Consider the following 15,177-nt stretch of genomic DNA (forward strand, 5'->3'; position numbering starts at 1 on the left):
CTTGCAGCGCCGATGGTACTGCACCCGAGGGGGTGTGGGAGAGTAGGACACCGCCGAACACACCCCCCAAAAGGGGGTGACCCAAGAAGGGCCCACACCACCAGGTGCGGGCCCTTCTTGCGTTGTGGCCCCACACGTTGTGGCAACGGCTTTGCCATGCGTCACCGACCCCGGCAGACTTGTCCGGTGAGCGAAGACAACAATGACCAGCGCCCCCGCGGACGAGGCGGCGACGGACGGCCCCAGAACGGCCCGCGTCGCGGCGGATCCGGCGGCCCCGGCGGCGGCCGATCCTTCGGCAACCGTGACGGCGGGCGTGGTCAGGGTCCGCGCCAGGGGGGCGACCGCCCGGGCTTCCGGCGTGAGGGTGACCGCCAGGGCTTCCGCCGGGACGACAACCGCGATGGCGGGTTCCGCAGGGATGACAACCGGGACGCCGGCTTCCGTCGGGACGATCGTCCGCGTCGGGATGGGGACCGTCCGGGCTTCAAGCGTGACGACAACCGTGGCGAGCGCCGATGGGAGGACCGCGGCCCGCGTGAGGGTGGCTTCCGTCGTGATGACCGCCCGCGTCGGGACGGCGACCGCCCGCGCTGGGAGGACCGCTCCGGTGAGGGACGCCCGCGCCGCGACGGAGATCGGCCGGGATTCCAGCGCGACGACCGCCGGCAGGGCTTCCGCCGTGACGACAACCGCGAGGGTGGGTTCCGGAGGGATGACCGCCCGCGCAGGGATGGGGACCGTCCGGGCTTCAAGCGTGACGACAACCGTGGCGAGCGCCGATGGGAGGACCGTGGCCCGCGTGAGGGCGGGTTCCGTCGTGATGACCGCCCGCGCCGCGACGGGGACCGTCCGGGCTTCAAGCGTGACGACAACCGTGGCGAGCGCCGATGGGAGGACCGCGGCCCGCGTGAGGGTGGCTTCCGCCGGGACGACCGCCCGCGCCGGGACGGCGACCGCCCGCGCTGGGAGGACCGCTCCGGTGAGGGACGCCCGCGCCGCGACGGAGATCGGCCGGGATTCCAGCGCGACGACCGCCGGCAGGGCTTCCGCCGCGACGACAACCGCGAGGGCGGCTTCCGCAGGGACGATCGCCCGCGCCGGGATGGCGACCGTCCCGCGTCCAGGCGCGACGACAACCGTGGCGACCGCCCGCGCTGGGAGGACCGCGGCCCGCGCGAGGACCGCCGCCGTGACTTCGACGGGGAGGAGCGCGAGCCCTACGTGCCGCGTCCGGGCCTGGCCCCCAAGGAGGACGAGCCCGACACGCCCCAGGACATGGACCTGCGCGACCTGCCGCGTCCCGTCCGGGCCGAGTTGCGGGGGCTGACCCCTGAGTTGGCGCAGATCGTCGGCGCCCACCTGATCATGGCCGGCCAACTGATCTCCTCCGACCCGCAACTCGCCTACCGGCACGCCGAGGCGGCGCGCCGGCGCGCTGCGCGCCTGTCGATCACGCGCGAGGCCACCGGGGAGACCGCCTACGCGGCGGGGGAGTACCAGGTCGCCCTGCACGAGTTCCGCGCGCTGCGCCGCATGCAGGGCGGTACCGAGTACCTGGCCGCCATGGCTGATTGCGAGCGTGCGCTGGGGCGTCCGGAGAAGGCGCTCAAGCTGATCCGCGAGGGCTTGGACGCCAAGCCCGACTTCGGCCAGCGCGTGGAGCTCCGGCTCGTCGAGGCGGGCGCCCGCATCGACCTGGGCCAGGCCCCCGAGGCACTCCGCCTGCTCAAGCACGAGATCGAGGCGTCCGCGGGCCGGGGCTCCCGTGGCGCCCGTGCCCGCCTGCGCTACGGGTACGCCGACCTGCTGGAGCAGACCGGCGACGCCGACGGCGCCGAGAAGTGGTTCGCCGCGGCGGCCGCCCTCGACACCGACGGTGAGACCGACGCCGCCGACCGCGTCGCCGCCCTGCAGGGCATCGTGCTCGAGGTCGACGAGGATTCGCTGGTCGGCCACCCCGAGGACGAGGCCGTCGAGGCTGATGAGGCCGAGGGGGCCGAGGAGGCCGACGACAGCGCGGACGAGGAGGCCGACGTCGCGGACGCCGAGGCGGAGGAGTCCCCGGAGGCCGAGGTCGACGTCGACGTCGAGGACGACGACATCGAGGCCGAGGTGGCCGAGCTGCTGGGGGAGGACGACGAGTCGTGACCGCCTTCATCGAGGGGTACGACGCGGTCTTCTTCGACCTGGACGGGGTCCTGTACCTCGGGCCCGAGGCGGTCGAGGGGGCGGTGGACGGCGTCCGGCGCCTGCACGAGGCCGGTGTCGCGACGGTCTACGTGACCAACAACGCCGCGCGTAGCACCGCCGTGGTGGCCCACCACTTGGCCGAGCTCGGCTTCGGGGCGCAGGAGCAGGAGGTGGTCTCCAGCGCGCAGGCCGCCAGCGGTCTCCTGCGCCAGGAGCTTCCCGCCGGCAGCAAGGTCCTGGTCGCCGGCACCGACAACCTCGTCGAGCAGGTGCGCCTCGCCGGCATGGAGGTCGTCACGACCTTCGCGGAGGAGCCCGTGGCGGTCATCCAGGGCTACGACCCGGCGATGACGTGGCCGCGCCTCGACCAGGCGGCGATCGCCATCCAGCGCGGCGCCCGGTGGTTCGCGACCAACACCGATTCCACCCGTCCGACCGAGCACGGCCTCGTCCCCGGCGCCGGCGCGGCGATCCAGGCGGTGCGCAACACGGTCGACCACGATCCCGAGGTGGTCGGCAAGCCGTTCCGCCCGCTCATGGACGAGGCGCTGCGGCGCTCGGGAGCGGGGCGTCCGGTCTTCGTGGGTGACCGCATCGACACCGACATCATGGGCGCGCACGCGGTGGGCATCGACTCGTTCCTGGTGTTCACCGGGGCGCACGGCGTCCGGGACCTGTGCCTGGCCCCGGTCGACGGACGCCCGACCGCCATCGGCTGGAACGTCGAGTCCCTGTTCGAACCCCGCCGTGCCGCCGCGATCGCCGACGGGGTCGCGACCTGCGGGGCGGTCACGGTGCGCGCCGAGGCGGGCAACGCCCTGCTGGAGGGTGACGTCACCAAGCGCGAGGCCCAACTCGACGCCGCCTGGGCAGTCGCCCAGCTGTTCTGGGACGGCTCCGTGTCCACGGGCGAGGCCGTGTTCGCGCGGCTCGACCTGCTGCCCTAGACTTCTTGAACACCGTTCAAGAGGAGATGAACATGGCTCAGCGACGCCAGTCCACCGTCACCGACCTCGCGCTGGTCGCCGTCTTCGCCGGGGTCATCTCGGCCGCGACGCTCGCGCCCGCGATCCCCGTGGGGGCGGTCGGGGTCCCGATCACCCTGCAGACGCTGGCCGTCGCGCTCACCGCGATGATCCTCGGCCCGTGGCGCGGCTTCGCCGCCACCGCGCTGTACGTCATCGTCGGCCTCGCCGGGCTACCGGTGTTCGCCGGCGGGGCGTCCGGCATCGGCGTGCTGGCCAAGCCCTCGGCGGGCTACCTGCTGGCCTTCCCCCTCGCGGCGCTCCTCATCGGCTTCCTGGCCCGCGCGATCGTCTCCCGCAACCAGAAGAGCACCGGCGTGCGCTGGGCGCTGCTGTTCCTGGCCGGCCTGGCCGGCTCGTTCGCCTTCGTGCACCCGATGGGCATCGCCGGCATCGCGATCAACGCCGGCATCCCGGTCGACCAGGCGTTCCTGGCCGACATCGTCTACTGGCCCGGCGACGTCATCAAGAACATCGCGGCGTCCGCCGTCGCCGTGGCCGTGCACCGCGCGTTCCCGGGCCTGCTGGTCCACCCGGCGGTCGAGCGCGCGCAGGCGCAGGAGCCCGTCCCCGCCCGATGATCCAGCTGCAGGGCGTCTCGGTCCGCGTCCCCGTGCCCGGTGCACCGGGGCAGGGCTGGGGCACCCGCACCCTGCTGGAGGACATCACCCTCGACCTGCCCGAGCGGCGCGTCGCCTTCGTCGGCGCGAACGGCTCTGGCAAGTCCACGCTCCTGCGGCTCCTCAACGGTCTGGTCGTGGCCTCGTCGGGACGGGTGCTGGTCGACGGGCTCGACCCGGCGTCCGACGGCAAGGGCGTGCGCCGCAGGGTGGGCTTCGTCTTCACCGACCCGCTCAGCCAGCTCGTCATGCCGACCCCGCTCGAGGACGTCGAGCTCAGCCTGCGCCGCACGATCCGCGACCGCTCGCATCGCCGGGACGCCGCCCGCGCCCTCCTGGCCGCCCGCGGCCTCGACCACGTGGCCGAGCAGTCGATCTACGACCTGTCGGGCGGGGAGCGGCAGCTCGCGGCCCTGACCGCCGTGCTGGCCGTCGACCCGGCGATCCTCGTCGCGGACGAGCCGACGACCCTGCTCGACCTGCGCAACCGCCTCGTGCTGCGGCGGGTGCTCACGGAGCTCGACCAGCAGGTCGTGCTCGCCACGCACGACCTCGACCTCGCCGCCGACGCCGACCGCGTCCTGGTCGTCGACGGCGGCCGCATCGTCGCCGACGGCGCCCCGGGCGAGGCGATCGCCCACTACGAGGCGATGATGGCGTGAACGCCGCCCGCGCCCTGCTGGGCATCCACGTCCCCGGCACCACGGTCTGGCACCGGATGGGTGTCGGCTGGAAGTACCTCGTCTTCCTCGCCCTGACCGTGCCCGCGGTCTTCGGGTCCTGGCCCGTCGTGGTCGGCGCCCTCGTGCTCACCCTGGCGTTGGTCGCCACCACCAGGGCCCCGCTGCGGCTGGCCTGGGGGATGCCGCTCGGCCTCGTGGTCCTGTTCGCCTTCGTGGCCGGCTACCACCTGCTCTTCGGCGACCCGACCATGGCGGTGAAGGTCGTCGGCACCACGCTGACCGCCCTCTACGCCGGCCGGATCGTGCTGATCACCACCCCGATGCCCGTGCTCATCGACGCGTTGGTCACCGCCACGCGCCCCCTCGCCCGCTTCGGCGCGAGCCCCGAGCGGTTCGGGCTGGCCGTCGCGGTGCTGGTCCGCTCGATCCCGTACGTGATCGCGTCCTTCGGCGAGGTCAGGGATGCCGCACGCGCCCGCGGCCTCGACCGCAACCCGCTGGCCTCGGTGACGCCGGTGGTCATCCAGGCCGTTGCCTACGCGCGCACGACCGGCGACGCGCTCATGGCCCGCGGCCTCGGCGACGAGGACGACTCGTAGGATGGCCCGGTGAGCACCACCGAGCCCGAGGCCCCCCAGCCCACCGAGGCGTCGACGGACGCCGCCCTGCCGGTCACCGGCCACCCGGCCATCGACGCCGCGCTGGCCGAGCTGTCGCTCGGCGAGGACGTGCACACCCACCACGACGAGATCGCCACGGTGCTCGACGTGGTCCAGCAGGCCCTCAACCCCACCCCGCAGCCCCCGCTGCCGCGCCGGTGAGGCTGGACGCCGCCCTCGTCGCGCAGGGGCTGGCCCGGTCCCGCGGGCAGGCCCGCGACCTCATCGACGGCGGTCGCGTGACCGTCAACGGACGCCCCGCGGCCAAGGCCTCCCTCCCCGTGGGCCCCGACGACACGCTCGCCGCCGAGACCGACCCGTGGGTCTCGCGGGCCGCGCACAAGCTCCTCGGCGCGCTGGATGCCTCCGGCACCGAGGTCGCCGGGTGCCGCGCCCTGGACGCCGGGGCGTCCACGGGCGGCTTCACCCAGGTACTCCTGGCCCGGGGTGCCGAGCACGTGACCGCGGTCGACGTCGGGCACGGGCAGCTGGCCGAGCCCGTGGCGTCCGACCCCCGGGTGACGAGCCACGAGGGGCTCAACCTGCGCGACCTGACCCCCGCCCACGTCGCCGCGCCCGTCGACCTCGTCGTGGCCGACGTCTCCTTCATCTCGTTGACGCTGCTCGTCGCGCCGCTGCGGTCGGTCGCCCGCGACGGCGCCGTCGCCCTGCTCATGGTGAAGCCGCAGTTCGAGCTCGGCCGCGCGGCGCTCGACTCCCGGGGCGTCGTCGCCGACCCCGTCCGCGTCCCGGAGGCGGCCGACCTGGTCGCCCGGGCCGCCGCCGAGGCGGGCTGGCGCGAGGTCTGGCGCGGCCTGAGCCCGCTGCCGGGGGAGTCGGGCAACCGCGAGGTGTTCCTCAAGCTCGTCGCGGAGCCCGGCGCTGTCGGCCCGGCCCGTTAGGCTGGCGGGCGTGACGCAGCGACACATCGCCCTGGGCATCCACCACCAGCGGGAGGAGGCCGTCGACGCGGCGAGTGACTTCATCGAACGGCTCGCCGGGCACGGGTTCGTCTGCTGGGTGCGGGACACCGCCCACGACGTCATCGCCGAGCGGGTCCCGAGCGCCGACGTGCGCCGGTTCGACACCCGGCCCGGCGCCGAGGTCGAGCTGGTCGTGGTCTTCGGCGGCGACGGCACCATCCTGCGCGCCGCCGAGTGGGCCGTGCCGCTGGGCTACCCCGTGCTGGGCGTGAACCTGGGCCACGTCGGCTTCCTGGCCGAGCTCGAGACCTCCGAGGCGCACGACCTGGTCGACCGGGTGGTCCACCGCGACTACCGGGTGGAGGAGCGGCTCTGCCTCGAGGTCGAGCTGCGCGAGACCCCCGGCGGCGAGGTGACCTGGTCGAGCTACGCGATCAACGAGGTCTCGCTCGAGAAGGCTGCCCGCGAGCGCATGATCGAGGTGCTGGTCGACATCGACGGCCACCCCCTGTCGCGCTGGGGCACCGACGGCGTGCTCGTGTCGACGCCCACGGGGTCGACCGCCTACGCGTTCTCGGCCCAGGGGCCCGTGCTGTGGCCCGACCTCGATGCGCTGCTCGTCGTGCCGCTCCTGGCCCACGCCCTGTTCGCGCGGCCGTTGGTGCTCAGCCCCAGCTCGACGGTCGTGATCCGCATGCTCGAGAACCCACCGGTGGGCGGTGTGCTCTGGTGCGACGGCCGGCGCAGCACGTCGGTGAAGCCGTCCAGCGAGGTCACCGTGCGGCGCAGCCTGCTGAAGCTGCGGCTGGCCCGCACCTCCGAGCAACCGTTCGTGCAGCGCCTCGTGCGCAAGTTCGACCTGCCCGTCCACGGGTGGCGCGGGCAGGCCGAGCGCGACGCCGCCGCCCGCAAGGCAGCCGAGGCCGGGGATGCTGGCTGAGCTCCGCATCAGCGGCCTGGGCGTCATCGACGACGCGACCCTCGAGCTCGGCCCCGGGTTCACCGCCGTCACCGGCGAGACCGGCGCGGGCAAGACGATGGTGGTCTCCGGGCTCGGGCTGCTCTCGGGCGGCAAGGCCGAGAGCCGGCTGATCCGGCACGGGGCCTCCCGGGCGCTGGTCGAGGGCCGGCTCGCCGCCGACGCCGCGCTCGCCGACCACGTCGACGAGGTCGGCGGGCAGGTGGAGGACGGCGAGGTGCTGCTCACCCGGGTCCTCACCCCGTCGCGCTCGCGCGCGCTGGTGGGCGGGGCGCAGGTGACCCTGCCCGGCCTGGTCGAGGCCGTTGGGGAGCGCATCACGATCCACGGGCAGAGCGAGCAGATCCGGCTCGGATCGACCGAGCGGCAGCGCGAGGTGCTGGACGCCTTCGGCGGACCGGAGTTGGCCACGCTGCTGACCGACTACCGCGCCCGCTGGGCCCAGCAGCGCGCGTGGGTCGCCGAGCGGGCCGAGCTCGTCGCCCAGTCGCAGGCCCGCGCCCGCGAGCTCGCGCTGCTGGAGTTCGGGCTCGGCGAGATCGAGAAGGTCGACCCCACGCCGGGGGAGGACACCGCGCTGGTGGCCGAGCAGCGCCGCCTGCAGGCGGTGGACGACCTGCGCCTCGGCGCGCGCGAGGCCATCGTCGCGCTGGCTGGCGACGACGAGGCGTTCTCCGACGCCCCGACCGCGCTGGGCCTGGTCGGCGCGGCGCGCAAGGCGCTGGCGTCCATCGCGGCCGACGACCCCGCCGCCGCCGACCTGGGCCGCCGGGTGGACGAGGCGGCCTTCCTGCTCTCCGACGCCGCCGGCGACCTCGCCTCCTACGCCACCGGCCTCGACGCCGACCCCGCCCGGCTGGAGTGGATCGCCGCCCGCCTGGCCGACCTGCAGGGCCTCACCCGCAAGTACGGCGACAGCATCGACGAGGTCCTCGCCTGGGGCGAGCGGGCCGCGGCCGAGGCCGGCCGGCTTTCCGGGTCAGACGACCGCATCGCCGAGCTCGACGGGCTGCTGGCCACCGTGGGCGAGGAGCTGGCCAGGCTCGCGGGGCGGATCACCGCGGCCCGCACGGCCGCGGCGTCCGAGCTGGCCGGGCTGGTCGAGGCCGAGCTCGCCGCGCTCGCCATGCCCCGTGCCCGGCTCGCGTTCGAGGTCACGCCGCTGCCCGAGCCCGGGCCCCACGGTGCCGACCAGGTGGTGCTGGTGTTCTCGGCCAACCCGGGGTCGGCGCCCGCGCCGCTGGCCAAGGTGGCCTCCGGCGGCGAGCTGTCGCGCGTGCGCCTGGCCCTCGAGGTCGTGCTCGCCCAGGGCGCCGAGGGGCACACCTTCGTCTTCGACGAGGTGGACGCCGGGGTGGGCGGCGCGGTCGCGCTCGAGATCGGCCGCAGGCTGGCCCGCCTGGCCGAGCACGCGCAGGTCGTCGTGGTCACCCACCTGGCCCAGGTCGCCGCCTTCGCCGACCGGCACTTCGTGGTGCACAAGGCCGACGACGGGCAGGTGACCACCTCCGGCGTCCGCGAGGTCGCCGCCGCCGACCGCGTTGACGAGCTGGCCCGGATGATGGCCGGGCTCGAGGGCACCGACGCCGCCCGCGCCCACGCGGCCGAGCTGCTGGCCGAGGCGTCCCGGGGCTGAGCTCCGCGCCCCGTCGCCGGGTGGCCCCGGCTTGACGCGGGGTGCACAATGAACCACAACGGCGTGATTCCGCGCCCGGTCGAGGTGATGCAGGGGAAGGCAGCACTTCAGCCGGAAAGGGGTACCGCCATGACAACGACCCGCGGGGTCCTGCAGATCCTCTCCGCGCCGTCGCCGATGTGCCCACACGTCGAGTGGGCGGTGGGCGGCGCCTTCGGCGCGCCTGTTTCCCTGGACTGGAAGCCCCAACCCGCCGAGCGCGCCAGCTACCGCGCCGAGTTCACGTGGAGCGGCCCCGTCGGCACGGCCACCCGTCTGGCGAGCGCCCTCAAGCGCTGGCCGCGGATCCGGTTCGAGGTGACCGAGCACGCCACCGACGCCTCCGAGGGGGAGCGCTACTCCTACACCCCGACCCTCGGCGTCTTCCACGCCACGATGGGCCTGCACGGCGACATCGTCGTGCCCGAGGACCGGATCCGGCACGCCATGCTCGGCGCGCGCGACGAGCGCTCGCTGCGGGAGGCCCTCGACGACCTCCTCGGCGCGCCGTGGGACGCCGAGCTCGACGTGTTCCGGCACGCCGCCGACGGCGAGCCCGTGCGCTGGATCACCGCCGTCGGCTGATCGGCGACACATCGGCCCAAAGGGGCCCCTGACGACCCGGTTTGGTGGTGAGATGGAACATCAGCCAAGCCGAAGGAGGCAGGGCCATGGGCCGCGTCATCGTCCTGGGTTCGATCAACGTCGACCTGGAGACCAAGATCGATTCCTACCCGAACCCCGGTGAGAAGGTCGTCGGGGAGTCGCTGCAGCGGTACGCGGGTGGCAAGGGGGCCAACCAGGCGGTGGCCGCCCGGGCCCGGGGGGTCGAGGTCGAGATGGTGGGCGCGGTCGGCGACGACGACGCCGGGCGGGCCTCGCTGAACCGTCTGTTCGCCAAGGGCATCAAGCTGCGCGTCGAGCGGATCCCGCGCGTCCCGACGGGTCACGCGATCGTGTTCTCCGACGGCCGCACGAACGCCATCGTCGTGCTGCCCGGGGCCAACGCCAAGATCGGCCCGAGCCCGCTGCGGCCCATCCACGGGCTGGGCCCCGACGACATCCTGCTCACCCAGCTCGAGACCCCGGCGGACACGGTGGTCGACGCGGTCCGCTACGCCACGAAGTACGGCGCCCGGGTGGTGCTGAACCTCGCCCCGTTCGCGGCGCTCCCGGCCGACGTCATCGAGGTCGCCGACCCGCTGGTGATCCCGGCGCCCGACCTGGCGGCCTTCGAGGCGCTGGGCGTCCGGCCGCGGTCGCTGGTGGTGCTGCGCGGCAAGGACGGGCTGGACTGGGACGGCGAACACATCCCCGGCCCGGTGGTCCCGGCCGGCGACGTGGTCGACACTGTGGGCGCGACCGACGCCCTCATCGGCACGCTGGCCGCCGAACTGGTCAAGGGCACGAACCGGCACGCCGCGGCGTTCGCGGCGCTGTCCGCGGCGGCCGACAACGTCCGCCACCACGGCGCACAGCCCGACCCGCGCCTGTAGGCAGGGCGGGCCGGGCCGTGGGCGTCCGGGTCAGCGGTTGATGTTCGCGTTCGTCAGCGCGACGGCGACGTTGTGGCCGCCGAAGCCGAACGAGTTGTTCAGCGCGGCGAGGTCGCCCTCGGGCAGCGGGCGCGGCTCGTTGGCGGCCACGTCGATGCCGAGGCCGTCCTCGGGGTCGACCAGGTTGATCGTCGGCGGGACCAGGCGCTCCTTGAGCGCGAGCACCGTGGCGACCGTCTCGAGCGCGCCGGCGGCACCCAGCAGGTGCCCGGTCATCGACTTGGTGGAGGTCACGACGACCCGGTCGGCGGCCGCACCGAGCGCGCGCCGGATCGATCCGGCCTCGGTCATGTCGCCCTGCGGGGTCGAGGTGCCGTGCGCGTTCACGTGCACGATGTCGGAGGCCGACAGCCCGCTCTCGCGCAGGGCCTTCAGCATCGCCGCCGACTGGCCGTTGCCGTTGGGCTCGGGCTGGACGATGTCGTGGTTGTCGTCGGAGACGCCCGCGCCCGCGATGGTGCCGTAGATCTTCGCGCCGCGCGCCTGCGCGTGCTCGAGCGACTCCAGCACCAGGACGGCGGAGCCCTCCGACAGCACGAAGCCGTCGCGCCCCTTGTCCCACGGCCGGGACGCCGCGGTCGGGTCGTCGTTGCGCCTGCTCAGCGCCTGCATCTGGGCGAACGCCGCGATCGGCAGCGGGTGGATCGTGGCCTCGGTGCCGCCGGCGACGATGATGTCGGCGCGGCCCAGGCGGATCTGGTCGACCGCCAGCGCGAGCGCCTCGTTCGAGGACGCGCACGCCGACACCGGCGCGTGCACCGCGGCGGCGGCGTTGACCATCAGGCCGACGTTGGCGGCCGAGGCGTTGGCCATCAGCATGGGGATGGTGAAGGGCGTGACGCGGCGCGCCCCCTTCTCCTTGTACACGTCCCAGTTGCCCAGGAGCGTGTGCAGGCCGCCGATGCCGGTGCCCAGGCAGACGGCCAGGCGCTCGGGGTCGACGGGGTTGTCCTCGCCGAGGGCCAGGCCGGCGTCGAGCCAGGCCTCCTCGGCGGCGATCAGGGCGAGCTGGGTGTTGCGGTCCAGGCGGCGGGCCTTGACCCGGTCGATCTTCTCGCTGGGGTCGACCTTGACGTAGCCGGCGATCTTGACGGCGATCTCGTCGGCCCACTCCTCGGGGATGCGCACGATGCCGGACTCTCCCGCCAGCATGGCCTGCCACGTGCTGGCCAGGTCGCCGCCCAACGGGGTGGTGGCGCCCATGCCTGTGATGACGATGTCCTTCATCGGGTTCCTAACGGTGGTGGGACGAACGGGGTGGGGGTGGGTGGACGCCCGGGCCGGGGCCCGGGCGTCCGGGCGATCAGGCGTGCTGCTCGATGTAGGCGACGGCGTCGCCGACGGTCTTGAGGTTCTTGCTCTCCTCGTCGGGGATCGTCACACCGAACTTCTCCTCGCAGCCGACGATGATCTCGACCATCGCGAGGCTGTCGACGTCCAGGTCGTCGACGAACGACTTGTCGAGCTGCACGTCCTCGACGGGCACGCCGGCGACCTCGTTGACGAGCTCGGCGAGCTGGGCGCGGATCTCTTCGGTGGTGGCCATGTTCCTTCTCCTTCTGGTTGGGTTGTCACCCGGCCGGGCCGGCCGGAAAATCGTGGGGGTGGGTGGTCAGGGGATCGTGATGACCTGGCCGGCGTAGACCAGGCCGGCACCGAACCCGATGATCAGGCAGGTGTCGCCGGACTTGGCCTCGCCGGAGGCGATCATCGCGTCGAGCGCGATCGGGATGGACGCGGCGGAGTTGTTGCCGAAGTTCCTGATCGTGCGGGCGACCGTGACGGTCTCGGGCAGCTTGAGGTGGCGCAGCATCGAGTCGGTGATGCGGTTGTTGGCCTGGTGCGGGACGAACAGGTCGAGCTCGTCGGGGGTGAGCCCGGACGCCTCGAGCGTGCGTCGCGCCGCATCGGCGATGAAGCTGGTCGCCCAGCGGAACACCGCCTGGCCCTGCATCGTGATCTGGGAGGTCTGGCCGGTGGCCACGGCCTCGTTCCAGTCGCGGTTCATCTCGATCACGTCGGCCTGGTCGCCGTCGGAGCCCCACACCACCGGGCCCATGGCGGGCACGTCGGAGGGGCCGACGACCGCGGCGCCCGCGCCGTCGGCGAACAGGAACGCCGTCGCCCGGTCGTGCAGGTCGGTGATCTGGCTGAGCGTCTCCGCGCCGACCACGACCACGCGGCGGGCCGCGCCGGAGCGGACCAGCGAGTCGGCCTGGGCCAGGCCGTAGGAGAAACCGGCGCACGCGGCGGAGATGTCGAACGCGGCGGCGCCGTCGGTGCCCAGCTTCGCGGCCACGATGGCGGCCAGCGAGGGCGTCTGCACGAGGTGGCTGACGGTCGACACGATCACGGCGTCGATGTCGGTGGCCTCGACGCCGGCGTGCTCCATGGCCTTGCGGGCGGCCTCGAGGGTCAGCGACTCGACGGTCTCGCCCTCGCCGACCCAGCGGCGCTCGACGATGCCGGTGCGCTGCTGGATCCACTCGTCGGAGGTCTCGATGTAGGTCGTCATCTCGTGGTTGTCCACGACGCGGGACGGGATGGCCGAACCGATCCCCTCCACGCGGGAGTACGCGGCTCCCTGGCTGGCCTTCAGCGCCATGTCACGCCTTTCCGTTGTGGCGGGCGATGAACTCCCGCGCCTCGTCGATCTGGTCGGGGGTGTTGAGGTTGAACAGCTCGACCCCGGGCATGTTGCGCTTGGCGATGCCGGTCAGGGTGCCGGCCGGCGGCAGCTCGAGGATGCCGGTCACGCCGAGCTCGGCCATCGTGGCCATGCACAGGTCCCAGCGCACGGGCGAGGTGACCTGCGAGACGAGGCGCGCGACGTAGTCGGCACCCGAGTCGACGGCCTGCCCGTCGGCGTTGGAGAGCAGGGTGGTGCTCGGGTCGTGGGCGGTCATCCCGGACGCCGTGGCCTCGACCCGGACGCGACCCGGCTCCATGTGCTCGGTGTGGAACGCCCCGGCGACCGCTAGGCCGATCACGCGGGCCTTCTCGGGCGGGTTGGCCTTGAGGGCCTCGATCTGCTCGACGGTGCCCGCGGCCACGATCTGGCCGGCACCGTTGTTGTTCGCTGCGGTCGCGCCGACGGCCTCGATGGCGGCCAGCACGGCGTCGGGCTCGCCGCGCACCACGGCGGCCATGGTGGTGGGGCGCAGGGCGGACGCCTCGGCCATGCCGTTGGCCCGCTCCCGCACGAAGACGATCGCGTCGATCCCGGCCAGGACGCCCGCGGCGGCGGCCGCGGTGACCTCGCCCACGCTGTGACCGGCGAGCACGTCGACGCCGGCGAAGGGGACGCTGCGGGTGAGGGCCTCACCGGCCAGCAGGCCGGCGGCGACGAGGAGCGGCTGGGCGATCGCAGTGTCCTTGATGGTCTCGGCGTCGGCCTCGGTGCCGTAGTGGACGAGGTCGAGCCCGACGACGTCGCTCAGCTCCTGCAGGCGGGACGCGAAGTGGGCGTCCTCGAGCCAGGGGGCGAGGAATCCGGGGGTCTGGGCGCCCTGTCCGGGCGCGACGATCGCAAGCACGTGTTCCATCTTGGCGCGGGGTCCTTGTCGGATGTCGCGCATTGCCACACAGTGTTTCGGGGGCCCCTTTGTGGGGTTCCCACAAACCCCGGCGCGGGGCGTCCGGGATTCGTCAGTCGAGCAGGCGGCCCAGGGTGCCCGCCAGCCTGAGCACGTACGAGCCGCGCGGGTCGGAGGGGGAGTAGCCGGTCAGGTCCTCGATCCGGCCCAGGCGGTAGCGGACCGTGTTGGCGTGGATGAACAAACGCCGGGCGGTCGCCTCGATGGACGTCCCGCAGGCCCAGTAGGCCTCCAGGGTGGTGATCAGGTCGCCGGAGTGGGCCGCCAGCGGCCCGAAGATGTCGTGGGCCAGTTCGCGGCGGGCGTGCCCGTCGCCGGCGAGGGCGCGCTCGGGCAGGAGCGCGCGGGCGGAGATGGGACGCGGGGCGTCCACCCAGGCCGCGGCGGCGCGGCGGCCCGAGGTGGCGGCGCGGGCGCTGACCACGGCCTCGACGAGGTCGGTGACCACGGGGCCGACCACGACGGGGCCTTCACCGAACGCGTCGACGAGGTCGGCGACGTGCTCGAGGGCCTCGTCCTCGTGGTCGAAGTCGCCGCCGAGCAGGACGACCAGGCGCGGGCCCTGGGCCGAGGCGAGGATGTCGAGCCCGGCCTTGCCGGCGGCGTACCGCAGGTCGCGCAGGGAGGGGTCGCCGGCGGGCAGGTCGCCGATGACGACGCAGAGGCCGGCCGGGGAGTGCCAGCCGAGCGTCGAGGCCCGGGAGACGACCGACTCGTCGGCGTCGCCGCGCACGACGGCGTCCATGACGAGGGCCTCCAGGCGGGCGTCCCAGGCGCCGCGGGTCTCAGCGGCGCGGGCGTACACCTCGGCGGCGTCGAACGCGATCTCGCGCGAGTACTGCAGCACGGCCAGCGTGAGGACCTGCCGGTCGGAGCGGGGGAGCGCCGTGTTGATCTGCTGCTCCACGGTCTCGACCGTGGTGCGGATCAGGTCGACGGTCTGCTGCAGGGCCAGGCGCGTGGTGAGCGAGCGTGGGGCGGCGGCGAAGATGTTGCGCTGCTCCAGGCCCGTCGCGCCCGAGGCGAACCAGTCGACGAAGCCGTCCACGCCGGCGCGCACCACGAGCGTGACCGAGGCGCGGTTGTCGGCGTCCAGGTCGGAGAACCACGGGTAGCGGCGCGTGATCTCGGCCAGCGCCGCGGTCGTCATCGCCGAGGAGGCTGCCCGCAGGCGCTTGGCCATCGCCGCGCGGGGGCGGGGTGCCGGCATCCAGTCGGGCGTCTCGTCGGGCATCGCCACCTCCTCGAGGCGACCCTATCGCGACGGC

At 73.9% G+C, this 15,177-nt stretch carries 16 protein-coding genes; 11 read left to right on the top strand and 5 right to left on the bottom strand.

Going from position 1 to position 15,177, the window contains the following annotated elements:
* The first annotated feature begins 186 nt into the window (after positions 1 to 186).
* The 11 genes from H5397_RS14475 (at position 187) to H5397_RS14525 (ending at position 10,253) form a co-directional block, all read left to right on the top strand.
* Entirely contained in the window at positions 187 to 2,151 is a 1,965-nt protein-coding gene (locus tag H5397_RS14475; RefSeq protein ID WP_182818280.1) for a tetratricopeptide repeat protein, read from the top strand.
* The gene (locus tag H5397_RS14480) at positions 2,148 to 3,140 is read left to right on the top strand and encodes an HAD-IIA family hydrolase (protein WP_182818282.1); all 993 of its coding nucleotides are present in this window, start codon (positions 2,148 to 2,150) and stop codon (positions 3,138 to 3,140) included. The genes H5397_RS14475 and H5397_RS14480 overlap by 4 nt, the downstream gene beginning before the upstream one ends.
* Positions 3,141 to 3,172: 32 nt before the next feature.
* Positions 3,173 to 3,799 (top strand): biotin transporter BioY, encoded by a 627-nt coding sequence (locus tag H5397_RS14485; protein ID WP_220492305.1) that lies wholly within the window; start codon positions 3,173 to 3,175, stop codon positions 3,797 to 3,799.
* A complete protein-coding gene (locus H5397_RS14490) occupies positions 3,796 to 4,500 on the top strand; it encodes an energy-coupling factor ABC transporter ATP-binding protein (RefSeq protein WP_182818283.1) in 705 nt (234 codons plus the stop codon). Before H5397_RS14485 ends, H5397_RS14490 begins: the two co-directional genes overlap by 4 nt.
* Complete coding sequence (locus H5397_RS14495; protein WP_182818284.1) at positions 4,497 to 5,120, top strand: energy-coupling factor transporter transmembrane protein EcfT; 624 nt, start codon at positions 4,497 to 4,499, stop codon at positions 5,118 to 5,120. Before H5397_RS14490 ends, H5397_RS14495 begins: the two co-directional genes overlap by 4 nt.
* 9 nt (positions 5,121 to 5,129) lie before the next feature.
* Positions 5,130 to 5,342: a hypothetical protein gene (locus H5397_RS14500; protein ID WP_182818286.1), complete on the top strand. Its 213-nt coding sequence runs from the start codon at positions 5,130 to 5,132 to the stop codon at positions 5,340 to 5,342.
* Positions 5,339 to 6,082: a TlyA family RNA methyltransferase gene (locus H5397_RS14505; RefSeq protein WP_182818287.1), complete on the top strand. Its 744-nt coding sequence runs from the start codon at positions 5,339 to 5,341 to the stop codon at positions 6,080 to 6,082. The genes H5397_RS14500 and H5397_RS14505 overlap by 4 nt, the downstream gene beginning before the upstream one ends.
* Before the next feature lie 10 nt (positions 6,083 to 6,092).
* Positions 6,093 to 7,043 (top strand): NAD kinase, encoded by a 951-nt coding sequence (locus tag H5397_RS14510; RefSeq protein ID WP_309224381.1) that lies wholly within the window; start codon positions 6,093 to 6,095, stop codon positions 7,041 to 7,043.
* A complete protein-coding gene (gene recN, locus H5397_RS14515; protein WP_182818288.1) occupies positions 7,033 to 8,718 on the top strand; it encodes a DNA repair protein RecN in 1,686 nt (561 codons plus the stop codon). Before H5397_RS14510 ends, recN begins: the two co-directional genes overlap by 11 nt.
* 129 nt (positions 8,719 to 8,847) lie before the next feature.
* Positions 8,848 to 9,342 (top strand): DUF3145 domain-containing protein, encoded by a 495-nt coding sequence (locus tag H5397_RS14520; RefSeq protein WP_182818290.1) that lies wholly within the window; start codon positions 8,848 to 8,850, stop codon positions 9,340 to 9,342.
* 86 nt (positions 9,343 to 9,428) lie between these two features.
* The gene (locus H5397_RS14525) at positions 9,429 to 10,253 is read left to right on the top strand and encodes a PfkB family carbohydrate kinase (protein ID WP_182818291.1); all 825 of its coding nucleotides are present in this window, start codon (positions 9,429 to 9,431) and stop codon (positions 10,251 to 10,253) included.
* A gap of 30 nt (positions 10,254 to 10,283) precedes the next feature.
* Here the strand turns inward: H5397_RS14525 and fabF are convergent, their stop codons facing one another.
* The 5 genes from fabF to H5397_RS14550 all read right to left on the bottom strand — a co-directional run bounded on the left by fabF (position 10,284) and on the right by H5397_RS14550 (position 15,143).
* A complete protein-coding gene (gene fabF, locus H5397_RS14530; protein ID WP_182818292.1) occupies positions 10,284 to 11,540 on the bottom strand; it encodes a beta-ketoacyl-ACP synthase II in 1,257 nt (418 codons plus the stop codon).
* A 76-nt stretch (positions 11,541 to 11,616) separates the two neighbouring features.
* The gene (locus H5397_RS14535) at positions 11,617 to 11,859 is read right to left on the bottom strand and encodes an acyl carrier protein (RefSeq protein WP_182818293.1); all 243 of its coding nucleotides are present in this window, start codon (positions 11,857 to 11,859) and stop codon (positions 11,617 to 11,619) included.
* Positions 11,860 to 11,925: 66 nt separating this feature from the next.
* Positions 11,926 to 12,918: a beta-ketoacyl-ACP synthase III gene (locus H5397_RS14540; RefSeq protein WP_182818295.1), complete on the bottom strand. Its 993-nt coding sequence runs from the start codon at positions 12,916 to 12,918 to the stop codon at positions 11,926 to 11,928.
* 1 nt (position 12,919) lies between these two features.
* Positions 12,920 to 13,891, bottom strand: coding sequence for an ACP S-malonyltransferase (locus tag H5397_RS14545; protein ID WP_255438954.1), 972 nt, complete (start codon positions 13,889 to 13,891; stop codon positions 12,920 to 12,922).
* A gap of 70 nt (positions 13,892 to 13,961) precedes the next feature.
* Positions 13,962 to 15,143: a CdaR family transcriptional regulator gene (locus tag H5397_RS14550; RefSeq protein WP_182818296.1), complete on the bottom strand. Its 1,182-nt coding sequence runs from the start codon at positions 15,141 to 15,143 to the stop codon at positions 13,962 to 13,964.
* Positions 15,144 to 15,177: the final 34 nt, after the last annotated feature.

It is taken from the genome of Propioniciclava sp. MC1683, assembly GCF_014164675.1.
GTDB lineage: Bacteria > Actinomycetota > Actinomycetes > Propionibacteriales > Propionibacteriaceae > Propioniciclava.